The sequence below is a fragment of the Streptomyces sp. NA02950 genome (genome assembly GCF_013364155.1).
In the GTDB taxonomy this organism is placed as follows: domain Bacteria; phylum Actinomycetota; class Actinomycetes; order Streptomycetales; family Streptomycetaceae; genus Streptomyces.
In genome coordinates, this window is record NZ_CP054916.1 from 6,349,209 (window position 1) to 6,371,085 (window position 21,877).

Genomic DNA, 21,877 nt, shown 5'->3' on the forward strand with positions numbered 1-21,877 from the left:
GTGCGGGACAATGGGAGGTCTGTCGTACCCGCGAGGAAGCTCACTCCATGACGCAGCCGCAGTTGCAGTTCGGACCGCACACGGTCCAGCCACCGGTCGTGCTCGCACCGATGGCCGGGATCACCAACGCGCCGTTCCGCACCCTGTGCCGGGAGTTCTCCGGCGGCAAGGGGCTGTTCGTCAGCGAGATGATCACCACCCGGGCGCTGGTCGAGCGGGACGCCAAGACCATGCGGCTGATCCACTTCGACGGCACCGAGAAGCCGCGCTCCATCCAGCTCTACGGGGTCGACCCGGTGACCGTCGGCAAGGCCGTCCGCATGATCGTGGACGAGGACCTGGCCGACCACATCGACCTCAACTTCGGCTGCCCGGTCCCCAAGGTCACCCGCAAGGGCGGCGGCTCCGCGCTGCCGTACAAGCGCCATCTGCTGCGCGCCATCCTGCGCGAGGCGGTGTCCGGCGCCGGCCCGCTCCCGGTGACCATGAAGATGCGCAAGGGCATCGACGACGACCACATCACCTTCCTCGACGCGGGCCGGATCGCGGTCGAGGAGGGCGTGACCGCCATCGCCCTGCACGGGCGCACGGCGGCCCAGCACTACGGCGGTACGGCCGACTGGGACGCCATCGCCCGGCTCAAGGAGACCGTCCCCGAGATCCCGGTGCTGGGCAACGGCGACATCTGGTCCGCCGACGACGCGGTGCGGATGATGCGCGAGACCGGCTGCGACGGCGTGGTCGTCGGCCGCGGCTGCCTGGGGCGGCCCTGGCTCTTCGGCGACCTGGTGGCCGCCTTCGAGCCGGACGGCGGCGCCGGGTCCGCGCGCCCCACCCTCAAGGAGGTGGCGGCCGTGATGCTGCGCCACGCCGAACTGCTGGCCCAGTGGCTGGAGGACGAGGAGCGCGGCGTCATCGACTTCCGCAAGCACGTCGCCTGGTACACCAAGGGCTTCTCGGTCGGTTCCGAGATGCGCAAGCGGCTCGCGGTCGCCTCCTCCCTCGCCGAACTGGCCGCCCTGCTCGGCGATCTCGACCTGGACCAGGAGTGGCCCCCCGGCGCCGACGGCCCCCGCGGCCGCACCTCCGGCCGCAACCGCGTGGTCCTGCCGGACGGCTGGCTCAACGACCCCTGGGACCGCGCGGACGTGAGCGCGGACGCGGAGCTGGACACCTCGGGCGGCTGAGTCCGGGTGCGCCGTGCGGCCGGGCGCACGGGTTCCCGGCGAGGACCACGACTGCACCCGGCGGACGCGGAAGCCCTGGAGGCCCTGGGCGGTGACGGCGATCCCGTCCGAGGGTCAGGCACGCGCCTCCGCCAGCGCCAGGTCCAGTGCCAGCGCCGCCGTCCAGCTGAAGGACGTCGTGCCGCGGGCCCGCCCCGTGTACGGGTCGACGTATTCGGCGAAGCCGGAGGCGGCGGCCCACTCGAGCACGGTGGTGCGCAGGGTGTCGGCCGCGGCCGTCTCGCCGTGCAGCCGCAGGGCGCGCTCCAGCAGCCAGTTGACGTTGAACCAGGCGGGGCCGCGCCAGTAGCGGGACGGGTCGAAGGCGGGGCCCCGCAGGTCGTAGCTGGGGACCAGCCGGGTCGTCCGGCCCAGGCCGAAGTGCTCGCCGTGGAGCGTACGGACCAGGGTCCGCGCGATCACGGGCGGCAGGTCCGGGAGGAGGAGGGGGAGCAGGCCCGCCGCGCTCAGCTCGGGCACCAGGGTGTCCGCCGGCACGTCGCGGCAGAGGAACAGCCCGGTGGCGGGGGACCAGAGCCGGTCCACCAGGGCGGTGGTGAGCCGGGCGGCCCGCGCCCGGTGGGGTGCGGGGTCGGCACCGGCCGCCGACGCGATCTCGGCCAGGGCGTGTTCGGAGGCGATCAGCAGGGCGTTGACACCGGGGTCCTCGACGGCGAAGGCCGGTTCGGCGGCCTCGTCCCGGTAGCCGCTGTCCCGGTAGTCCGTGGCGAGCCGGACATAGCGTCCGTAGTCCAGATCGGTCGGCCGGTCGGCGGCGGCGCCGTGGTCGAGGTCGGCGCGGTGGAAGGTGCCCGGCGGGACCGGGGTGACACGGGCCAGCGGGGCGTCCCAGCAGGGGCTGTTGTCCATCCCGGGCTCCCAGGGGTGGACCGCCGACACCAGCCCGTGGCCGCCCCGGTCGCGGGCCCGGAGCAGATAGCCGTGCCAGGCGGTGAGCCGGGGATACGCCCGTGCCAGGAAGCCGTGGCGGGCCGAGGCGGTCGGGTCGGCGCGGTGCACCAGCAGTGCGGCGAGCGCGTGGACCGGGGGCTGGACGATGCCGGAGGTCTCCGGGTGCGCGGGGGCCCCGGCGGCGGCGCCCGCCGTGGAGGAGCGCCAGAAGTCCGGGCCGGGGAAGTAGGCGTCGCGCGGCACCGCCGGGTTGAAGACGATGTGCGGGATCCGTCCGTCGCCCCACTGGGCGGTGAACAGGGTCTCCAGTTCGCGCTGGGCACGGCGCACCGACAGATGGCGCAGTCCGATCGCGATGAACGCCGAGTCCCAGCTCCACTGGTGGGGGTAGAGGCCGTGGGAGGGGACGGTGGAGGAGCCGGTCCAGTTGTCGCGGAGTACCCGGCGGGCACCCTGTTCCAGCCGTTCGCGCGGTCCGGGCTCGGGCCGGGTGCCGGTCACGGGCCCTCCTCGTCCTGGAATGTGCCGTCACGATAGCGGGACGGGGTGCCGGCCCAGGTCCGGGAGGGGTGTGCCGCGCCCCGCTCGGGGCCTGTACGACCCCGCTCACCTGCATATCGCTCATCTGAGCGAGTGCCCTCTCGTTGTATCCAAAAGGCGAGACGAAGCGCTTCGCAAGGGCGTGATTCTCGCCACTCTGATCGGGTCTTCGCTCAGATGAGCGGTTGTCCGGAGGGGTTCCGATGGGTCAAGCCTGTGCTCACCTCTCCAATACGTGGCACTCAGTGCCACCCTGTTGATGTTCGATAGCTCCCATGATCCATTACGTAGAGTGAGTGAAGCGGAAGATGATCTCAGCGGAGCGTGGGCATGTGTTCGAGCCTTGAAGGCTTGGCAAAATGACGCCGGTCTCCCGCCGCACTTTCGAACGCGTGGCAGGCGGGTGGTTACAGCCGAATGACGGTGGAGTGGACATGCTCAGACGCCTTCGATCTGGGTACGCTCCCCGCCGTCAGGGCAGCCGAGCCGAGGAGATCGAGTCCCGTGCCGGAAACACAAGATCAGCAGAAGTTCGTTTACGACTTCACCGAGGGCAACAAGGATCTCAAGGACCTGCTCGGCGGGAAGGGGGCCAACCTCGCCGAGATGACCAACCTCGGTCTCCCCGTGCCACCGGGATTCACCATCACCACCGAGGCGTGCAAGGTCTACCTCGACAGCGGTTCGGAGCCCTCGGCCCTGCGCGACGAGGTGAGTGCGCACCTCGAGGCCCTCGAGACCAAGATGGGCAAGAAGCTGGGCCAGTCGGACGACCCGCTGCTGGTATCCGTACGCTCCGGCGCCAAGTTCTCGATGCCCGGCATGATGGACACCGTCCTCAACATCGGGCTCTCCGACGACTCGGTCGCCGGTCTGGCCGCGCAGGCGGGTGACGAGCGGTTCGCCTGGGACTCCTACCGCCGTCTGATCCAGATGTTCGGCAAGACCGTGCTCGGCGTGGACGGCGACCTCTTCGAAGAGGCCATCGAGGAGACGAAGAAGGCCAAGGGCGTCGTCGTCGACGTGGACCTCGACGCGGCCGACCTCAAGCGTCTGGTCAGCGAGTTCAAGGACATCGTCGCCAAGGAGACCGGCCGCAGCTTCCCCCAGGAGCCGCGCGAGCAGATGGACCTCGCCGTCCGCGCCGTCTTCGACTCCTGGAACGGCGACCGCGCCAAACTCTACCGCCGTCAGGAGCGCATCCCCCACGACCTGGGCACCGCGGTCAACATCTGTTCCATGGTCTTCGGCAACCTCGGCCCCGACTCCGGCACCGGTGTGGCCTTCACCCGTGACCCCGCCAGCGGCCACCAGGGCGTCTACGGCGACTACCTCCAGAACGCACAGGGCGAGGACGTGGTCGCGGGCATCCGCAACACCGTTCCGCTCGCCGACCTCGAGCAGATCGACCAGCGGTCCTACGACCAGCTGATGCAGATCATGGAAACCCTCGAGACGCACTACAAGGACCTGTGCGACATCGAGTTCACCATCGAGCGCGGCAAGCTGTGGATGCTCCAGACCCGCGTCGGCAAGCGCACCGCCGGTGCCGCCTTCCGGATCGCCACCCAGCTGGTCGACCAGGGCTTGATCGACGAGGCCGAGGCGCTGCGCCGGGTGAACGGAGCACAGCTCGCCCAGCTGATGTTCCCGCGCTTCGACTTGGAGGTCGCCGACGGCGACACCGTGCAGCGGATCGGGCGCGGTATCGCCGCCTCCCCGGGCGCCGCGGTCGGCAAGGCCGTCTTCGACTCCTACACCGCCGTCAAATGGTCGCGTTCGGGCGAGAAGGTCATCCTCATCCGCCGGGAGACCAACCCCGACGACCTCGACGGCATGATCGCGGCCGAGGGCATCCTGACCTCCCGCGGCGGCAAGACCTCGCACGCCGCCGTGGTCGCCCGCGGTATGGGCAAGACCTGTGTGTGCGGCGCCGAGGAGCTCGAAGTCGACACCAAGCGGCGCCGGATGACGGTGCCCGGCCGGGACGGCAAGGACGGGGTGGTGATCGAGGAGGGTGACGTCGTCTCGATCGACGGCTCCTCCGGCAAGGTCTACCTCGGTGAGGTACCGGTCGTGCCCTCCCCGGTGGTGGAGTACTTCGAGGGCCGGATGCACGCCGGTGCCGATGAGGCCGACGAACTGGTCGGCGCCGTGCACCGGATCATGGCCTACGCGGACCGGGTGCGCCGGCTGCGGGTCCGCGCCAACGCGGACAACGCCGAGGACGCCTCCCGCGCCCGCCGGTTCGGCGCCCAGGGCATCGGTCTGTGCCGCACCGAGCACATGTTCCTCGGTGAGCGCCGGGAGATGGTCGAGCGGCTGATCCTCGCCCACACCGACGAGGAGCGCGACATCGCCCTCGGCGAGCTGCTGCCGCTCCAGAAGAACGACTTCGTCGAGCTGTTCGAGGCGATGGACGGACTGCCGGTCACCGTACGGCTGCTGGACCCGCCGCTGCACGAGTTCCTGCCCGACATCACCGAGCTGTCGGTGCGCGTGGCGCTCGCCGAGTCCCGCAAGGACCACAACGAGAACGACCTGCGGCTGCTCCAGGCCGTGCACCGGCTGCACGAGCAGAACCCGATGCTGGGCCTGCGCGGCGTGCGCCTCGGCCTGGTCATCCCCGGTCTGTTCGCCATGCAGGTGCGGGCCATCGCCGAGGCCGCCGCCGAGCGCCTGGGCGCCAAGGGAGACCCCCGCGCCGAGATCATGATCCCGCTGGTCGGCACGGTCCAGGAGCTGGAGATCGTCCGCGAGGAGGCCGAGCAGATCATCGAGGAGGTCGAGCGGGCCCGGGGCGTGGACCTCAAGCTCACCCTCGGCACCATGATCGAGCTGCCTCGCGCCGCGCTGACCGCCGCTCAGATCGCCGAGTCGGCCGACTTCTTCTCCTTCGGCACCAACGACCTCACCCAGACGGTCTGGGGCTTCTCCCGGGACGACGTCGAGGCCAGCTTCTTCACCGCCTACCTGGAGAAGGGCATCTTCGGGGTCAGCCCGTTCGAGACCATCGACAAGGACGGGGTGGGCGCCCTCGTACGGGACGCCGCGCGGGCCGGCCGGGCCACCCGCCCCGACCTCAAGCTGGGTGTGTGCGGTGAGCACGGTGGTGATCCGGAGTCCGTCCACTTCTTCCACCAGGTGGGTCTGGACTACGTGTCCTGCTCGCCGTTCCGCATTCCGGTCGCGCGCCTGGAAGCGGGCCGTGCGTCGGTGAGCGGCTAGGAACCACCGGGGCGCGGCCGGGAATCCCTCAACCCGGCGGCCCCGGCTCTCAAAGGGGGCGGCACCTTGTGCGGAGGTGCCGCCCCCTCTCACTCCCCCCACGGGAGCTGTTGCCACTCGCATCGGCTACGGGCGGCAACACAAGTGCCCAGTCGCCGTAACGCACTCGTCACCCCCCACGGGAACGAGCTAAGTGGCTCTGAGCACCGCCTGTTGAGTTTCGGACGGCCCCCGGAGCTTTTCCCGGTGACCTCCCGTTTGCACGAGGAACAGCTTTCCTCTTCGCAGGCCCGAAGCGCGCCCCGTTTCACATCTGGCCAAAAGGGCGTGGTGACTGACCGTGCAAGCGTGCATACTCATCGGTGATCGGGGGGACGGTCGGCATGTCACATGTGAGGGTCTAGTGCTACGTGTTCATTTCAGTGAACTCGATCTGGCCCGGCTGCGGATGGCAGTCCGCCCGGATGTGCTCTGGGAAACCGTTTTAAGTTTCCATCGCCTGCGGGAGAGCCGGGCCGAGACCGTATACGGGGAATGGCGTTCGGAAGCGCGTAACCGCCTCAACGGTGAAGCGCGCCTCCTGGCACCCCTCATTCCCTCGCGCGGATATTTTCCTGACTTCCTGACACCCGCGGAAGGGGTAATCGGTTGCGACAGCGCCATGGCCGCACTGCGTGCCACACCGGGAGAGCGCTTGCACAAGGAGATCGCCGGGCTCCCGGCGTCCCGCGCCCTCCCGGGCTGGATACGTGATCTCGCCCAGGGCGGGGCACGTTCGCTGGATCGTTTGATCACCACACTGCGCACCTACCACCGAGCCGCCATCGCCCCGTACTGGCCCCATATCCAGGCCCGGATCGAAGCCGACCGGGCCGCCCGGGGCCGCGCGCTGCTGGACGGCGGGGCGGACGGGCTGCTGTCCTCGCTGCCGCCCACGATGCGCTGGCGGGCACCGGTGCTGGAGGTCGACTACCCCGTCGACCGGGACCTGTTTCTGCGCGGCAGAGGGCTGTTGCTGCTGCCGTCGTTCTTCTGCCGCGGCACCCCGGTGACCTTCCGCAACCCGGATCTGACACCGGTGCTGGTCTATCCGGTCGAGCACGCCCGGCGCACCGCACCACCCCGCCTCCAGCCACGCCCGGCCACCGCGCCGGCCTGCGCCCGCTCGCTGGGCAAGCTGGTCGGTCAGACGCGTTCGGCGGTGCTGCTGGAGGTCGGCGGCGGCTGCACCACCAGTGAACTGGCCCGCAGAGTGGGCGTATCGCTCGCCTCGGCCAGCCAGCACGCCAGCGTGCTCCGCGAAGCGGGGCTGGTGCACACCCTGCGCCAGGGCAGCGCCGTGCTGCACACGTTGACCCCGCTGGGCGCGGCCCTGCTGCACGGCGGCGGCTCCCCGGGGGAGCGGGTCTTCGGCACGGCGGCGGCGTTCCCGGCGGTGGCCGGCGCGCAGGGGCCGTCGGGGCGTGGATGACGCCCCTGCTGAAACGGTTCGCGCCCGCGCTGAAACGGTTCGCGCGACCTCGCCGCCGGGCGGCTCAGTCATCGATCCCGGAGCGCTCGACGCCCGCGACGATAGAGCGCTGGAGGACCAGGAAGACCACCAGCAGCGGCAGGATCGACACCGCGGCCGCCACGAACAGCTCGTGGATGTTGATGTGCTGGGCGGTGGTGAACGTGGACAGAGCGACCTGCACCGTCCACGCTTCCCGGTCCTGGCCGATGACCAGCGGCCAGAGGAAGGAGTTCCAGGCGCCGATGAAGACGATGGTGCCCACCGCGGCGAACACCGGCCGTGAGTTGGGCACCACCACCTTCCAGTACGTATGCCAGTAGCCGAGCCCGTCCACCCGGGCGGCGTCCTCCAACTCCCGGGGGAAGCCCAGGAAGTACTGGCGGAAGATGAAGGCGGCCACCGCCTGGAAGAGGGTGGGCACCACCAGACCGCGCAGGGTCGAGATCCAGCCCAGCGAGCTGACCAGCACAAAGCTGGGCACGAAGGTGACCGCGGCCGGGACCATCAGGGTGCCCAGGATCCAGTAGAGGACCGCGCCTGCGTACCGGTACGGGATACGGGCCAGCCCGTACCCGGCGAGCGAGGCCAGCAGCAGGGTGCCGAGCGTGGTGAGCACCGCGATCAGCGAGGAGTTGAGGAGCGCGTGCGCCATGGGCACGTTCGGGTCCTCGAACAGCTCGCGCACGTTGGCCCAGTGCAGTTCGCCGGGGAAGAAGGCCCACTCGGGCGAGGTGATGTCCGCATCGCTCGACAGACCGTTGCGCACCAGCAGATAGAAGGGGAGCAGGAAGAGCAGCGCCAGCGCGATCAGCAGCACCAGCCGGACCGCACGGCCCATCCGGACCCGCCCGTCACGTGGCTCCTGCGACGGGGACGTCCGGCGCATCGGCTCCGTCCTCGGGGACATCGCTCAGTCCTCCTTCCGGCCCAGGCCGAACCAGCGGGCCTGCGCCACCGTCACCACCGCGATGATCAGCGCCAGGATCACCGCGCCCGCGCTGCCCAGGCCCAGGTTCTGCCCCTGCCCCAGCGCGGTGTAGTAGAGGTAGACCAGCGGCGGCCGGGCGTACGGCGGATAGCCTCGCGAGTCCGACAGCAGGTTGTAGAACTCGTCGAACGCCTGGAAGGCGTTGATCACCAGCAGCAGCACCACCGCCACCGAGGTCGCCCGCAGCTGCGGAAAGGTGATGTGCCGGAACACCTGCCACCCCGGCCGGGCCCCGTCCACCGCCGCCGCCTCGTACAGCCGCGGGGAGATCCGCTGCAACCCGGCCAGGAACAGCACCATGTAGAAGCCCGCCTGGAGCCAGAGCCGGACGGTCACGATGACCAGCCAGTACCAGGGCGGGTCGGTCGTCGACAGCCAGGCGATCTGATCGGCGCCGAACCAGCCGAGCACGGTGTTGGCCAGCCCGAACCGCACCCCGTTGAAGATCGACATCTTCCAGATCAGCGCCGCCACCACATAGGAGCAGGCCACCGGCAGGAAGAACACCGACCGGAAGAACGCCTGCGCCCGGCGCAGCCGGTTGACCATCAGCGCCAGCGCCAGCGAGAGCACATACGTCGCCGGGACGATGAACGCCGTGAAGACCAGGAAGGTCAGCAGGCTGTCGGTGAAGGCGTCGTCGCGCAGCATCGCCGTGTAGTTGTCGAAGCCGACGAAGTCGGTCGGCGACACGGTGTTGTGCGCGTCGAAGAAGCTGAGGTAGGCGCTCCAGGCCAGCGGCACATACGTGAACAGGGTCAGCCCGAGCACAAACGGGCCCACGAAGATCCAGAACCACAGGGTGCGGCTCTGGCGGCCGGACCACCTTCCCTTCGTGAGCGCTGCCCGGCGCATCAGCGCTTCTTCTGCACGCGCCGCAGCTCCGCCCGGGTCTTGCGCACCACGGACTTCAGCTCCCGTTCCGGACTGGCGCCGCTCTTGATGATCCGGCTCAGCGCGTCCTGGTAGGCGACCTTGCTCGCGGGCGTCCACAGCAGCGGTTCGGCGTGGCCGTGGTCGGTGGCGAAGCCCACCGCCTCACCGGCCGCGCCCTCCCGCAGCTTGGCGGCCTTCTTCGCCAGCGAGATCCGGGCCGGGATGTGGAAGCCGTAGGTGAGCGCGAAGTCCTCCTGGTACTCGGTCTTCTCCACCCACAGCCACTTCACATACGCCTTCGCCGCCTCCTTGTGGCGGCTGCGCGCGCTGACCGCCGCCCCGTAGGCCCCCACCGGCACCGCGGGCCTGCCGTGTGCCCCGTCCCTCGGGAACGGCAGCACCCCGAAGTCGTCTCCCAGCGCCTTCTTCACCTGCGGCAGCGCCCACAGCCCCGACCACTGCATGGCCGTGAGCCCCTGGGTGAACGCGGCCGGGTCCGACCAGTCCGAAGGCGCCCCCAGCAGCAGCGACTTGTCGGCATGGAGCCGGTGCAGCTTGCCGAGGGTGCGGGCGGCGGCCGGGTCGTCGAAACCGACCTCTCCACCGGAGGTGATCAGCTCCAGACCGGCGGCGTTCAGGGGGGTCCCGCCGAGGACACCGGGGCCGCCGTCGTTGCCGAGGAAGAGCCCCTTGATGTTCTTGGTGGTCAGCTCCTTCGCCGCGTCCACCAGCGCGTCGAGCGTATGCGGCGGCTCCACTCCCGCGTCCTTCAGCATGGACTTGCGGTAGTAGAGCAGCTGCATGTCGACGACCTGCGGAATGGCCCAGATCCTTCCCTCGTGGGTCTTGGGCGCCAGCACCGCCGGGTTGATGTCGTCCTTCGCCTCGCTGAGCAGATCGGTGAGATCGACCACCTGACCGCCCTGGATCTGGTCCAGCGTCGGGCCGTTGACCTCGAAGACATCCGGCCCGGACGTCGTCAGCAGCGCGGCGGCGGTCTGCTGGTCGTAGTTGCCCGGCCGCCACTGCACCCGGACCTCGGCCTTGTCGTAGTCATCGGCGTACCGCTTCACGGCCTGCTCGGTGCCGGGCTCGCCGTACTGGTGGTACCAGTGCTCGAGCAGCGGTCCGCCACCCTCGCGGTCCGAACCGCGCCCGGTGTTGGACCCGCAGGCGGCGGTCAGCCCACCGGCCAGAACGAGCCCTCCGCCCGCGCCGAACGTACCGAGCAGTCTTCTGCGGCTGATGGACACAGCTGGCGCCCCCTCGCTCCTCGTGTGGCCGGTCCCGGGCCACCGTACGTCCCAACGATCAACGATGGGGGCCGATTACGACAGGGGTGTTGCGGCCTCATGTCGACTACGACGGAGGGAATATGACGGATCGTCGGGTGCTCAGTGGCACCCCAGCTGGGCGAGGAGCGCGGCGGTGACCGCCTCCGGCCGCTCCAGCCCCGCCAGATGCGCCGCGCCCGCCAGCTCCAGCAGATCGGCGCCGGGCACCGCGTCCGCGATCTCGCGGGCGTGCGCGGGCGGAGTGGCCGGGTCCTCCCGGCCCGCCACCACCAGGGTGGGCACGGTGATCGACGGCAGCGCGGACCGCAGATCGTAGGCGGCGAGCGCGTCACAGCACGCGCCGTAACCCTCCGGGTCGGTCCTCAGTAGATCCTCCAGCAGCGCCCGGCCGCGCGGGGTGGCGGCGAAGGCGTGCGAGAACCACAGCCCCGGGCGGCTCGCCGCCATCGCCTCCGTCCCCTCGGCCCGTACCAGCGCCGCCCGCTCGTGCCAGACGGAGGGCTCGGCGAAGTGGGCCGAGGAGCAGACGACGGAGAGGGAGGTGAGGCGGTCGGGGTGATGGACCGCCAGGTGCAGCCCGACCGCGCCGCTGATCGAGATCCCCGCGTAGGCGAAGCGGCGCCAGCCCTGCGCGTCGGCCAGCCGCAGCACGAGGGCGGCGAGGTCCGCCACGGTGGCGGAGCCGTCGGAGGGCAGCAGCCTGGCCGGTGAACCGCCGTGCCCCGGCAGATCCCAGCGCAGCACCCGGTGGCCGGCCGCGAGCGCGGGGACCTGCGGCTCCCACACGGCCAGCGAAACCCCGACCGACGGCCCGAGGATGAGCGGCGGAGCCCCCTCGGGTCCGCTGAGTCGGTGGTGGGGGAGGGGGGTGACATCGGGCATGGGGTGGGTCTCCTGGAGTGCGGTGGGCTCAACGGGGGCGTGAGCGAGGGGGCTTGTCGTGTGTGGCCGCCAGGCTACGGACGGCGGGACGGCGGGACGGCGGGACGGCGGGACGGCGTGCCGTCGCCCGGCCGCCACCACCCTGGCCGGGGCGTCGTCTCCGCCGGGTCGCCGGGTCGCCGGGTCGTACGGCGCGGTGGGACGGCGGCGTCGTCCCCGCTGCGCATCGGGTGGGTGCGTGGGGTGCGGGCCGCTCGGGCGGTGCTCCGTACGCACCGTGCGGCGGGGCCGCCGTTCGGGGTCTACGCATCGTGGGTGCGTGGGGTGCGTGGGGTGCGTGGGGTGCGTGGGGTGCGGGCGAGGGCGCGGGTCACCAGGGTGGGGGCGGCTCCCGTGTACGTGGCCGGGTCGCCGAGGGTGCGCAGTTGCTCCGGGGGCAGCACCTGCGCCACCTCCGGCTCCCGCGCCAGCGCCTCCGCCAGCCCGCTTCCCTCCTCCGCCGCCCGCAGCGACGCCCGCGTCAGCAGCTCCTTCGCCCGGCCGCGGCCCAGCCGCGGGGCGAGCGCGGCGGCGACGCGTTCGCTGACGATCAGCCCGTCGGTGAGCCGCAGATGCTCGGCCATGCGGTCGGGGAACACCCGCAGGGACCCGGCCAGTTCGGCCGCGTCCCGGGCGGCCCCGCCCGCCAGCCGCAGCAGTTCGCGCAGTGGCTGCCATTCGGCGTGCCACGCCCCGGCGGGCCGTTCGTCCTCCGCGGTGAGGGCGCCCAGCAGGGTCGAGGCGAGCGCGGGTGCCTGCCGGGCCGCGGCGGCGATCAGCGTGGCGCGCACCGGGTTGCTCTTGTGCGGCATCGCGGACGATCCGCCGCCGCTGCCCTCGGCCACCTCCCCGATCTCCGTCCGCGCCAGCACCAGCACATCCGCCGCCACCTTCCCCAGCGCGCCCACGGTGAACGCCAGCGCACAGCCGAGGTCGGCCACCGGGGTGCGCAGGGTGTGCCAGGGCAGCTCGGGCTCGGCCAGCCCGGTTTCCGCGGCGAACCGGCCCAGCAGCCCCGTCCCGTCCTCGAACGCGGCCAAGGTGCCCGCCGCGCCGCCGAGTTGCGCGGGGAGTCGCACCGCGGCGAGCCGGTCGCGGGCGTCCAGGACCAGGGCCCGCCACCCCGCCGCCTTGAGCCCGAAGGTGGTGGGCACGGCGTGCTGGGTGAGGGTGCGGCCGGGCAGCGGGGTGTCGCGGTGCGCCTCCGCGAGCCGGGCCAGCCCCGCCGCCGTACGGTCCAGGTCGGCCACCACCAGCGGCAGGGTGCGGGCGGCCACCAGCATCGCGGCCGTGTCGAGGACGTCCTGACTGGTCGCGCCCCGGTGCACCCACTCCGCGGCGTCCTCGTCCGCACCGGCCACCGCCGCCGTGAGCTCGGCGACCAGCGCGATGACCGGGTTGCCGCCGGAGCGGGCGCGCAGGGCGAGCCCGCGGATGTCGTACCGCTCGGCCCGCGCCGCCGTCCCCACCGCCCGCGCCGCGTCCGCCGGAGCCCGCCCGGCCGCCGCCAGCGCACGGGTCAGGGCGGCCTCCGCGTCCAGCATGGCCTGGACGAACGCGGTGTCCCCGGTGGCGGCCTCGACCGCCGACCCGGCTCGCACCGGGGACAGCAGACCCACATCGGCCCCGCCGTCCCACGCCTCAGGTGAACTCAAGGAAGACCGTCTCCTCGTCGCCCTGCAACCGGATGTCGAAGCGGTAGCTCCCGGGCCGTGGCCCGGCCGTCGCCACCAGCGTCTCGCGGCGGGCCGGATCCAGCGAGGCGAGCAGCGGATCGGCGGCGTTGGCTTCGGTGTTCCCGGGGAAGTACACGCGGGTGAAGAGGTGGCGCAGCAGCCCGCGGGCGTGCACGCATACGCTGATGTACGGGGCGCCGGGTCCGCCCGGCGGCAGCGTACGGGCCGTCCAGTGGCCGTCGGGATCGGTGGCGATCCGGCCGAAGCCGGTGAAGTCCACACCGTTGCGGCCCAGGAAACCGCCGGTCATCGGGTCGCGCCGGAGGGAGCCCGGCACCCGGGCCGGTGCGCCGTCCGGTCCGGCCTGCCACAGCTCGATCAGCGCGTCGGGTACGGGCTCGCCCGCGCCGTCGTAGACGTACCCGTGCACGGTGATGGTGTCCGGGTGGCCGGGCGGGGCGAGGTCCCCGCCGCCGGGGAAGGGCAGTGCGCAGCCGTAGAAGGGGCCGACGGTGTGGGAGGGGGTGGGGTGCGGCGCGGTCATCCGTGGTCCTCCTCGTGCCAGGTCGCCGAGGGGCCGTCGAGCACGATGTCCCACCGGTAGCCCAGCGACCACTCCGGCCGCGACAGCGCCGGGTCGTACGCCGCCACCAGCCGCTGCCGCGCCGCCTCGTCCGTCACCGACTGGAGGATCGGGTCGTAGCGGAAGAGCGGATCGCCGGGGAAGTACATCTGGGTGACCAGCCGCTGGGTGAACGCCGCCCCGAAGACGGAGAAGTGGATATGGGCCGGGCGCCACGCGTTCTCGTGGTTGCGCCAGGGATAGGCGCCGGGCTTGATGGTGGTGAGGGTGTACGAGCCGTCGTCCCCGGTCAGCACCCGCCCCACCCCGGTGAAGTTGGGGTCGAGCGGAGCGGGGTGGCGGTCGCGCAGATGGGCGTAGCGGCCCGCCGCGTTGGCCTGCCACACCTCGATGAGCTGACCGCGCACCGGGCGGCCCCGGCGGTCGAGCAGCCGCCCGGAGACGGTGATGCGCTCGCCGAGCGGTTCGCCCGGGTGCTGGGCGGTGAGATCTCCGTCGGTGTCGGTGACATCGGTGACACCGAAGACGGGTGCGGACAGCTCGACGGTCTCCGGGTCGCCCTGGACCGCCACCAGCGGCTGCCGCGGATGGCGCAGGGCGCTGCTGCGGTACGGCGGGAAGTCGCGCGGGGGGTGGTGGGCGGCGGGGGCGCCCTCCGCCCGCGCCGCCTCGTACTCCGCGCGCGCCGCCGCGAGTTCGCGGTCGATGTCGGCCTGGGTGGTGACGCCGGACCGGGTGCTGATGGGGGGCCGGGCGGAAGCCATGGCGGGCAGCCTCACCGTTCGAGGACCAGGGCCAGGCCCTGTCCGACGCCGATGCACAGGGCGGCCAGGCCGGTGCCCGAACCGCGGGCCGCGAGCTGGTGTGCCACCGCCCCGGCCAGACGGGCGCCGGAGCAGCCCAGGGGGTGGCCGATGGCGATGGCGCCGCCGCGCGGATTGACCACGCCGGGGTCGAAGCCGGGATCCTCGGCCCATTCGGCGAAGCAGCCCAGCACCTGGGCGGCGAACGCCTCGTTGAGCTCCAGGGTGGCCAGATCGCCGAAGCCGCGGCCCGCCTTGGCGAGCGCGCGGCGCACCGCCTCCACCGGGCCGAGCCCGAAGTACTGGGGCTCGATCCCGGTGACGGCCGAGGCGCCGATGCGGGCGAGCGGTTCCCGGCCGGTGGCCGCGAGCCCTTCCTCGTCCACCAGCAGCAGGGCCGCCGCGCCGTCGTTGAGCGGTGAGGAGTTCCCGGCGGTGACGGTACCGCCGGGCTTGCGGAAGGCGGGCTCGAGCCCCGCCAGGGACGTAAGCGAGGTGGTGTCGCGGATGGTCTCGTCGCGCACCGGCCCGGTGTCCGGGTACGGCAGCACCTCGGCGTCGTACGCCCCGTCCTTCCACGCCCGCGCGGCCTTCTCGTGGCTGGCGAGCGCGAACGTGTCCTGGGCCTCGCGGGTGATGCCGTGCTTGTCGGCGATCAGTTCGGCGCCCTCGCCGAGGGCCACGGTCCACTCGGGCGGCATGTCCGGGTTGGTCATCCGCCAGCCGAGGGTGGTGGAGTACAGCTGCTGGTGTCCGGCGGGGAAGGCGCGTTCGGGCTTCTGGAGCACCCAGGGGGCGCGGCTCATGGACTCCACACCGCCCGCGAGCGCGATGTGCGCGTCGCCGAGGGCGATGGCGCGGGCGGCCTGGAGCACGGCCTCAAGACCGGAGGCGCAGAGCCGGTTGACGGTGGCGCCGGGCACGGTGACCGGAAGTCCGGCCAGCAGTACGGCCATCCGGGCCACATCGCGGTTGTCCTCGCCCGCGCCGTTGGCGTTGCCGAAGTACACGTCGTCGATGCGGGCCGGGTCCAGGTCCGGGGTGCGGGCGAGCAGTCCGCGCAGCACATGGGCGGCCAGGTCGTCGGGGCGGACGCCCGCGAGCGCGCCGCCGTACTTGCCGACGGGGGTGCGGACGGCGTCGACGATGTAGACGTCGCGCGGACGGTCGGGGGTCATCAGACGTCCTCTCCTGCGGCCTTGAGCGCTCGGAGCGCGGCCAGCTCCTGTGGTGTCGGCGGTGCGGTGGTGCCGAGCGCGTCGCTCACCGGCACATCCCATCCGGTGGCGGCCCGTACGCGGTCGACGGTGGCCCCCGGGTGCAGTGCGGTCAGTACCAGCTCGGCGGTGGCGGGGTCGGGGCGGAGCACCCCGAGGTCGGTGATGACGGCGGCGGGGCCCGCGCCGGGCAGCCCGAGCCGGGCGCGGTCCTCGGGGCCGCCGCCGTGCCCGAGGGTGGTGACGAAGTCCAGCCGCTGGACGAAGTTGCGCCGGGAGTGGCGCAGCACCAGCAGCACCCGGCCGCAGTTGGCGGCGATCTCCGGGGCGCCGCCGGCGCCGGGCAGCCGGCCTTCGGGGCGGCCGGGGCCGCGGTCCACGGCGGTGGTGTTGACGTTGGCGTACCGGTCGACCTGGGCGGCGCCGAGGAAGCCGACGTCGATCCGGCCGCCCTGCAACCAGTAGTTGAACATCTCCGGCACCGAGACCACGGTGTCGGCGGTCTCCGCCAGCTCCCCGTCGCCGATGGACAGCGGCAGCCGGGTGGGCTTGGAGCCGATGGTGCCGGATTCGTAGATCAGCACCAGCCCCGGATTGACGGTGGCGCGGGCGAGGTTGGCGGCGGTGCTGGGCAGGCCGATGCCGACGAAGCAGGTGGTGGCGTCGGCGAGCGCGCGGGCGGCGTTGACCTCCATCAGCTCGTCGGAGGTGAAGGCGGCGTCGTCGGTCGGCACGGTCATCGCACCCCCGCACCCGCGCCGCGCACGTTCTCGTCGAGCCACCGTGTGAACGTCTCGCGGTCCCGGGCGATGGGGTCCCACGCCTGGTAGAAGGCGTTGTCGCGGACCGAGTACCCGGCGGCGTACGAGGGGTGGGCGCCACCGGGGACCACACACACCGCGTCGATCACCCAGGTCGGCAGCACCACCCCGCCCGGCCGCGGCTCCAGCCGTTCCACGATCTCCTCCACGGTCACCAGCACCCGCCGCGCCGCGAGCGCGGCCTCCTTCTGCACCCCGGTCAGCCCCCACAGCTGGACATTGCCCTCGCGGTCGGCGCGTTGCGCGTGGATCACGGTGACATCCGGGTTGAGCGCGGCCACCGCGGCCAGCTCCTCGCCGGTGAACGGGCACACGACCGTGGACACGGTGTCCGTACGGGCCGGGAGGTCACTGCCGCGATAGCCGCGCAGCACGGCGAACGGCAGCCGGGAGGCGCCCGCCACATAGCGGTTGGCCATGCCCGCGTGGCTGTGTTCGTCCAGCTCCAGCGGGCGCGGCCAGCCGTTCTCGACGGCGTCGCGGAAGCGGTGCAGCGAACCCACGCCGGGGTTGCCGCCCCAGGAGAAGACCAGTCTGCGCACCAGCCCGGCGCCGATCAGCTGGTCGTAGATCACGTCCGGGGTCATCCGGACGAGGGTGAGATCGGTGATGCCCTGGCGGATGACCTCGTGCGCGGCGGCGTACGGGATCAGATGGGTGAAACCCTCCATCGCCACGGTGTCCCCGTCCCGGACGAGGTCCGCCACGGCGTGGTGCAGGCTGCGGATGTCGGCCATCGTCACACCGTTCCATAGGTGCTCAGTGTGCTGATTATTCTCTCGCCTTCCCGTACGCTGCCATCGGGTGGTGTCCTCGTCAAGAGGAGTCTAGGTCGAGGACGGCCGCTCGACAGGGGTTCTTCCGCAGGGCAGAATTACTCAGTGCACGGACTAAATGCGAGGGTAGGGAGGCCGGGGCATGGGCGCGGTCGATCTGAGCACCCATCCCGGGCATCTGGCCCGCAGGCTCCAGCAGGCGCACTCCCTGCTGTGGAGCGCGATGGTGTCCGAGGAGACCACCTCACCGCAGTTCGCCGTGCTGAACGCGCTGGTGGACCAGCCCGGGATCGATCAGCGCACCCTCAGCGGCCGGATCGGCCTGGACCGCTCCACCACCGCCGACCTGGTGGCCCGGCTCGCCCGGCGCGGACTGCTGGAGCGGGTGCGCGATCCGCGGGACGGACGGCGCAATGTGCTGCGGCTGACGGACGAGGGGGAGTGTGCGCACCGCAAGCTGGTCACCCGCACCGCCCGGATGAACCGGGTCTTCCTCGCCCCGCTGGACGAGACCGAGCGCGAGACCCTGCTGCGGCTGATCGGGCGGGTGGCGGCGGCGGCCGAGGAGTTGCGCGCGTAAGGCGCACCCCCGGGCCGCTGTGGCCGCCACCGGCCTTCGGCCCGCGGTGCTGTCGGGCCCAGGCCCCCGCGCCCCGACGTCCCCGGCCGTCGGGCGGCGGGCGGCGGCGCTCAGCCGTGTGCCGGGCGGGTGGCGACCACGACCGTGGCCTCCCGCTCCTCGCACTCGGCCACCGTGGGCAGCAGCCCGTCCCGGGTGACGATCTCCACGGCCGCGGGCGCCTGGCGTCCGCTGGTCTCGAAGAGCAGGCTGCCGCCCGGCGCCAGCCATCCGGCCGCCGCGGCGGTCACCCGGCGCAGTACGTCGAGCCCGTCCGTCCCGCCGTCCAGCGCCACCAGCGCCTCGTGGACCCGGGCCTCCGGCGGCAGCAGCCCGACCTTCGCGGTGGGTACGTACGGCACATTGGCCAGCAGGACGTCGACCCGTCCGCGCAGCGCGGCGGGCAGCGGCTCGTACAGATCGCCCTCGTACACGGTGCCGCCCGCGGGCTCCACATTGCGGCGGGCGCAGCGCACCGCGGCGGGGTCGATATCCGTGGCGTACAGCTCGACCCGCTCCAGCCCCGCGGCCAGCGCGGCGCCCAACGCGCCCGATCCACAACACAGATCGACCACGACCGCCCCGGGCCGAGCCAGCGCGGCCGCCCGCTCGACGAGGAACTCGGTACGGCGCCGTGGGACGAACACACCGGGGTCGATGGATATCCGCAGCCCCCGGAACTCCGCCCAGCCGAGCACCTGTTCCAGCGGAAGCCCGGCGGCGCGCCGGTCCACCATGGCGTCGATCTCGGCCGGAGTACGGGCGGTGGTGAGGATCAGCCGCGCCTCGTCCTCGGCGAACACACACCCGGCGGCGCGAAGACTGGTGACGACGGTGGAAAAGCTGATGATTGAAGGTGGAGCCGACATGGAAGCCTTTCGGAATCCCTGAGGGCGCTCCCGACGGTCAGCTATCCCGTGTATCCCTGAGGTGAGAGCACCCAGCCTGAACTGGCGTTGATGGGTCTCACCTCCTCGGTGCGTACGGGTGACGGCCACATTACCCGATGAGCGCCCGCCGGGCCTCGTGGATCAGGCGGTGGGCGTCGGCGCCGAAGACGGCGGATTCGCGGAGGGTGTTCCAGGCGCGCAGGTAGAGGGCGATGCTGTCGGCGTCGTTGATCCAGAGTTCCGCGTGCCAGTCCTCGACGAGCACCAGTCTTTCGTCGTGGATCCAGAATCCGTTGGCGGGCTGGATCTTCAGGGACGCGGTGAAGGGCACGATGCCCAGCTCGACGGTGTCCAGGCCGATGACGCTCATCAGGCGGTCGAGCTGGGCGGCGAGGACTGACGGTGGGCAGACGCGAGCGCGGAGCGCCCCTTCCCACATGATGATCCGGTACCGCTTGCGGGAGTCGTACAGCCCTTCCTGGCGCTTCACCCGGGCACGGACCGCAGCCTCGGTGTCGCGTGGAGACTTGTGCAGGTCTGCGTTCTGGATGAACACCGCGCGTGCGTAGTCGGCTGTCTGGAGTGTGCCCGCCACGAGACAGTTTTCCCAGATGCGCAGCGTGGTCGTGCGGTCGTGTTCAGCGGTGATCGCGTCCTGTACGGGCTTGTGCCCTGCGGCGAGTTGGCGGCGCCACGATCGGATGTGGGATTTCAGCCCATTGAACCGGGAGAGCAGTTCCTCGGCAGCCTCCGGCTGATCGGTTGCCGTGGCCCAGGCGCGCAGATCCTCGGCTGTCGCGGTCTGGCGCCCATTCTCCAGTTTGTAGATCTTGGAGTGCGGCCAGCCCAGGCGTTCGGCGAGTTGCGTACCGGTGAGCCGACCCCCAGGACATGACGCACGCAGCTCCCGAAGCCGCGCTCCTAGGGCCACCCGTGCCTGCTGAAAGTCAGTGCTCACCGGTCACACGGTACTTGCTGCCTACGTGGTGAGCTCCGCTTCGAACGTGTCGTACCGCACGGCGTAGTGCCATGCCGCGTCACGAACCTGGAGATAGCGATTGACCGCCACCGGCTCCGTGATCACCTCGACGTTGAGCAGATTGTCGTCGTCATCGAAGTTTAGGAGGGCGACGAGCCGGGAGTCGAAGACCCAGAAGTCCTCGGCGGGCAGTCGCAGCCGGTCGGCATCCGCGCGCCACAGGTTGCGGATGTCCTCTCCCGCGGCACAGTTCCGCTTGGCACCCTCAAGCAGATAGAGCTGCCCGGGAGTGGCCGGGTTGTCTACGATGCGGACACGCTCAATGCGCTTGCCCTGCTCTGTCTGCGCCCGGACATTGGTGCACCACGGGCTGTCGTAATCCCATTCCACCGGCCCGCCCGCGACGAACTGCGCGTAGGTGTCGCTGGCTTCGTCGGAGCTGAACCTGCGGCGGGTCTCCAGTCGCCATGCGGTGTGGTCGAAGTTCTTGAAGAGATCGCCGAAGGCGTCCAGGTCGATGATGCGGGGCGTCCGGGTTACTTCCTTGGGCCCAAAGTCGACCAGCAGCTCCCGCGGCACCACGATCGGCACTTCTCCCTCGCCCAAGTGCTGGAGCTGGGCGATGTCATCCGGGTCGGTGAGCGGTGTGCCGTGGACGACGATCTCTCCACTGTCCAGGTCTTCATGCACGGTGGGGCAGGCCCCATTGTGTGAGCCGGTGCCGCTGAAGCGCAGGCGTCGCGCCATGATCACGTCCTTCCTCGTTGATCTGGACACCTCGAGCATGGCGCACCCATGGGTGCGCTCGGTACCGATTCGCTGACCCTGCGTGAGATCAATCGAGAACATCCCTCCCAGAGTCGAGAACATTCGAGAACATTGCCTCGCGCACCCCAGCGCCCTCTCCCTAATGTCCCGTTCACGCAGAAACGGCGGGAGAGGTGAGCGATGAGAATCCGCGAACAAGACATCGAGGCGCTGGGTGCCGATGACCACGCCACGCCCAGGGCCGAGGCCCAGGCCGTGGCCGAACTGCTGCGCCAGGCTCTGCACCGCCTCGGTTTCAATCCGGACATCCCGCATGGCGTCAAAGGCGGGGAGCTGTACTGGCCGACCGTGCGCGGCGAACTCACGGTGTCCGGCTATCCGTTGGTGGCCCTCGGCCGCATTCCGCTCGACAGCGCGAACCGGCTCGCGGACGTCCTGATGCGCGCCGCGCTGGAGGAGCAGACGAAGAAGGCCACCTCGCCCTAGATGGCGCGCAGCGCAGACCCCCGTACCGGCTGGACCGGAGCCCTGCCAGGTCGAGCCCAGCCGGAACGGGTGCACGTGCACGACGGCGCGAGGAGAGTCCCCGTGCCGACAGCACAGAAGGGAATCATCCCCATGCGGCCGACAGGAGACAAGACCGTCTTACGTCAGGACCCGGACGACGGCGACACCATGCCCGACACCGACGCGCCCTCGCCCCCTTCGGGCGGCGGCTGCGGTGGCGGTGACGGCTGCGGCCGTCGATAACCCCGGTAGGCAGGGCAGTCTCGGCCCATGCGCAGGGGCTGCCCTCTTCGGCCAGCGAAGGCGGCACATTGCACCACCACCACGGCTACACCTGGCTCGGCTCAGGCCACGCCCTCCTGAAGGACGGCCCCAGACGACCCATCCACCCCGAGTTCACAAGCACCGAAGTCGTTCCCCTCGAACTCGCCCACTGGCTGCTCAAGCCCCCCTCCTTCATCCGGGGAACCTGGCCCGACCCCGCCCAGGCCGCCGACTGGTTCGGCAACCGGGCCCGCGAGCACGCCGCCTCCTTCGCCTCCGACCACGACCGCGCCCCCGAAACGCTGTCCGCGAAGATTCAGGGCGCAGCCAACGCCGTCGCCGCGGGGGAGGATGTCGCCGGAGGGTGGTACCTCACCGGGCAGCGGTTTCTCTCCGTGTGCCTGATCGCCTGCGGTCCCCACCGCTTACGCCCCGAAATGCCCTGCCCACAGCGGCGGACGTGAGGGGCCCCGCG

At 71.5% G+C, this 21,877-nt stretch carries 21 protein-coding genes; 7 read left to right on the forward strand and 14 right to left on the reverse strand.

The features are described 5' to 3' along the window. Positions 1-47 precede the first annotated feature (47 nt). Entirely contained in the window at positions 48-1,187 is a 1,140-nt protein-coding gene (dusB, locus tag HUT19_RS27780; RefSeq protein WP_176183072.1) for a tRNA dihydrouridine synthase DusB, read from the forward strand. Positions 1,188-1,301: 114 nt separating this feature from the next. Here the strand turns inward: dusB and HUT19_RS27785 are convergent, their stop codons facing one another. Continuing rightward, a complete protein-coding gene (locus HUT19_RS27785) occupies positions 1,302-2,639 on the reverse strand; it encodes a hypothetical protein (protein WP_254885821.1) in 1,338 nt (445 codons plus the stop codon). 543 nt (positions 2,640-3,182) lie between these two features. On the opposite strand from HUT19_RS27785, the gene ppdK reads away from it, so the two are divergent. After that, positions 3,183-5,906 (forward strand): pyruvate, phosphate dikinase, encoded by a 2,724-nt coding sequence (ppdK, locus tag HUT19_RS27790; RefSeq protein ID WP_176183073.1) that lies wholly within the window; start codon positions 3,183-3,185, stop codon positions 5,904-5,906. Positions 5,907-6,309: 403 nt separating this feature from the next. Further along, on the forward strand, positions 6,310-7,377 hold the full coding sequence (locus HUT19_RS27795; RefSeq protein WP_176183074.1) for a helix-turn-helix transcriptional regulator: 1,068 nt from the start codon (positions 6,310-6,312) through the stop codon (positions 7,375-7,377). A gap of 64 nt (positions 7,378-7,441) precedes the next feature. Here HUT19_RS27795 and HUT19_RS27800 read toward each other — a convergent pair whose 3' ends face one another. From HUT19_RS27800 to HUT19_RS27845, 10 genes are all read right to left on the reverse strand, one after another. Next, the gene (locus HUT19_RS27800; protein ID WP_176187380.1) at positions 7,442-8,305 is read right to left on the reverse strand and encodes a carbohydrate ABC transporter permease; all 864 of its coding nucleotides are present in this window, start codon (positions 8,303-8,305) and stop codon (positions 7,442-7,444) included. 24 nt (positions 8,306-8,329) lie between these two features. Next, the gene (locus tag HUT19_RS27805) at positions 8,330-9,262 is read right to left on the reverse strand and encodes a carbohydrate ABC transporter permease (protein ID WP_176183075.1); all 933 of its coding nucleotides are present in this window, start codon (positions 9,260-9,262) and stop codon (positions 8,330-8,332) included. Beyond that, on the reverse strand, positions 9,262-10,536 hold the full coding sequence (locus HUT19_RS27810; RefSeq protein WP_176183076.1) for an ABC transporter substrate-binding protein: 1,275 nt from the start codon (positions 10,534-10,536) through the stop codon (positions 9,262-9,264). The genes HUT19_RS27805 and HUT19_RS27810 overlap by 1 nt, the downstream gene beginning before the upstream one ends. A 141-nt stretch (positions 10,537-10,677) precedes the next feature. Beyond that, positions 10,678-11,460: an alpha/beta fold hydrolase gene (locus tag HUT19_RS27815; protein ID WP_176183077.1), complete on the reverse strand. Its 783-nt coding sequence runs from the start codon at positions 11,458-11,460 to the stop codon at positions 10,678-10,680. Between the two features lie 302 nt (positions 11,461-11,762). Beyond that, the gene (pcaB, locus tag HUT19_RS27820; RefSeq protein ID WP_254885822.1) at positions 11,763-13,154 is read right to left on the reverse strand and encodes a 3-carboxy-cis,cis-muconate cycloisomerase; all 1,392 of its coding nucleotides are present in this window, start codon (positions 13,152-13,154) and stop codon (positions 11,763-11,765) included. Then, positions 13,141-13,719, reverse strand: a complete 579-nt coding sequence (pcaG, locus tag HUT19_RS27825) for a protocatechuate 3,4-dioxygenase subunit alpha (RefSeq protein ID WP_176183078.1) — start codon at positions 13,717-13,719, stop codon at positions 13,141-13,143. The genes pcaB and pcaG overlap by 14 nt, the downstream gene beginning before the upstream one ends. Further along, positions 13,716-14,522, reverse strand: coding sequence for a protocatechuate 3,4-dioxygenase subunit beta (gene pcaH / locus HUT19_RS27830; protein WP_176183079.1), 807 nt, complete (start codon positions 14,520-14,522; stop codon positions 13,716-13,718). Before pcaH ends, pcaG begins: the two co-directional genes overlap by 4 nt. Before the next feature lie 11 nt (positions 14,523-14,533). Next, entirely contained in the window at positions 14,534-15,739 is a 1,206-nt protein-coding gene (locus HUT19_RS27835; protein WP_176183080.1) for a thiolase family protein, read from the reverse strand. Continuing rightward, positions 15,739-16,518 (reverse strand): CoA-transferase subunit beta, encoded by a 780-nt coding sequence (locus HUT19_RS27840; protein ID WP_176183081.1) that lies wholly within the window; start codon positions 16,516-16,518, stop codon positions 15,739-15,741. The genes HUT19_RS27835 and HUT19_RS27840 overlap by 1 nt, the downstream gene beginning before the upstream one ends. Next, the gene (locus HUT19_RS27845; protein ID WP_176183082.1) at positions 16,515-17,336 is read right to left on the reverse strand and encodes a CoA transferase subunit A; all 822 of its coding nucleotides are present in this window, start codon (positions 17,334-17,336) and stop codon (positions 16,515-16,517) included. The genes HUT19_RS27840 and HUT19_RS27845 overlap by 4 nt, the downstream gene beginning before the upstream one ends. Positions 17,337-17,517: 181 nt before the next feature. Here HUT19_RS27845 and HUT19_RS27850 point away from each other — a divergent pair, with 181 nt between their 5' ends. Continuing rightward, on the forward strand, positions 17,518-17,955 hold the full coding sequence (locus HUT19_RS27850) for a MarR family winged helix-turn-helix transcriptional regulator (RefSeq protein ID WP_176183083.1): 438 nt from the start codon (positions 17,518-17,520) through the stop codon (positions 17,953-17,955). 110 nt (positions 17,956-18,065) lie between these two features. Here HUT19_RS27850 and HUT19_RS27855 read toward each other — a convergent pair whose 3' ends face one another. The 3 genes from HUT19_RS27855 to HUT19_RS27865 form a co-directional block, all read right to left on the reverse strand. Next, the gene (locus tag HUT19_RS27855; protein WP_176183084.1) at positions 18,066-18,863 is read right to left on the reverse strand and encodes a putative protein N(5)-glutamine methyltransferase; all 798 of its coding nucleotides are present in this window, start codon (positions 18,861-18,863) and stop codon (positions 18,066-18,068) included. Positions 18,864-18,993: 130 nt separating this feature from the next. After that, on the reverse strand, positions 18,994-19,842 hold the full coding sequence (locus tag HUT19_RS27860) for a helix-turn-helix transcriptional regulator (RefSeq protein WP_176183085.1): 849 nt from the start codon (positions 19,840-19,842) through the stop codon (positions 18,994-18,996). Between the two features lie 21 nt (positions 19,843-19,863). Beyond that, a complete protein-coding gene (locus HUT19_RS27865) occupies positions 19,864-20,610 on the reverse strand; it encodes a DUF6879 family protein (protein ID WP_176183086.1) in 747 nt (248 codons plus the stop codon). Between the two features lie 201 nt (positions 20,611-20,811). Between HUT19_RS27865 and HUT19_RS27870 the strand changes: the two genes are divergently transcribed. The 3 genes from HUT19_RS27870 (at position 20,812) to HUT19_RS27880 (ending at position 21,866) form a co-directional block, all read left to right on the forward strand. Next, positions 20,812-21,117: a hypothetical protein gene (locus HUT19_RS27870; RefSeq protein ID WP_176183087.1), complete on the forward strand. Its 306-nt coding sequence runs from the start codon at positions 20,812-20,814 to the stop codon at positions 21,115-21,117. 102 nt (positions 21,118-21,219) lie between these two features. Then, a complete protein-coding gene (locus HUT19_RS27875) occupies positions 21,220-21,381 on the forward strand; it encodes a hypothetical protein (RefSeq protein ID WP_176178458.1) in 162 nt (53 codons plus the stop codon). Between the two features lie 68 nt (positions 21,382-21,449). After that, entirely contained in the window at positions 21,450-21,866 is a 417-nt protein-coding gene (locus HUT19_RS27880) for a hypothetical protein (protein ID WP_176183088.1), read from the forward strand. Positions 21,867-21,877 lie beyond the last annotated feature (11 nt).

Bases quoted from the DNA above. Each gene is read 5' to 3' on its own strand.
- dusB (WP_176183072.1), top strand. From the start codon at position 48: ATGACGCAGCCGCAGTTGCAGTTCGGACCGCACACGGTCCAGCCACCG.
- HUT19_RS27800 (WP_176187380.1), bottom strand. From the start codon at position 8,305: ATGCGCCGGACGTCCCCGTCGCAGGAGCCACGTGACGGGCGGGTCCGG.
- HUT19_RS27805 (WP_176183075.1), bottom strand. From the start codon at position 9,262: ATGCGCCGGGCAGCGCTCACGAAGGGAAGGTGGTCCGGCCGCCAGAGC.
- HUT19_RS27815 (WP_176183077.1), bottom strand. From the start codon at position 11,460: ATGCCCGATGTCACCCCCCTCCCCCACCACCGACTCAGCGGACCCGAG.
- pcaG (WP_176183078.1), bottom strand. From the start codon at position 13,719: ATGACCGCGCCGCACCCCACCCCCTCCCACACCGTCGGCCCCTTCTAC.
- pcaH (WP_176183079.1), bottom strand. From the start codon at position 14,522: ATGGCTTCCGCCCGGCCCCCCATCAGCACCCGGTCCGGCGTCACCACC.
- HUT19_RS27835 (WP_176183080.1), bottom strand. From the start codon at position 15,739: ATGACCCCCGACCGTCCGCGCGACGTCTACATCGTCGACGCCGTCCGC.
- HUT19_RS27840 (WP_176183081.1), bottom strand. From the start codon at position 16,518: ATGACCGTGCCGACCGACGACGCCGCCTTCACCTCCGACGAGCTGATG.
- HUT19_RS27845 (WP_176183082.1), bottom strand. From the start codon at position 17,336: ATGGCCGACATCCGCAGCCTGCACCACGCCGTGGCGGACCTCGTCCGG.
- HUT19_RS27850 (WP_176183083.1), top strand. From the start codon at position 17,518: ATGGGCGCGGTCGATCTGAGCACCCATCCCGGGCATCTGGCCCGCAGG.
- HUT19_RS27855 (WP_176183084.1), bottom strand. From the start codon at position 18,863: ATGTCGGCTCCACCTTCAATCATCAGCTTTTCCACCGTCGTCACCAGT.
- HUT19_RS27865 (WP_176183086.1), bottom strand. From the start codon at position 20,610: ATGGCGCGACGCCTGCGCTTCAGCGGCACCGGCTCACACAATGGGGCC.
- HUT19_RS27870 (WP_176183087.1), top strand. From the start codon at position 20,812: ATGAGAATCCGCGAACAAGACATCGAGGCGCTGGGTGCCGATGACCAC.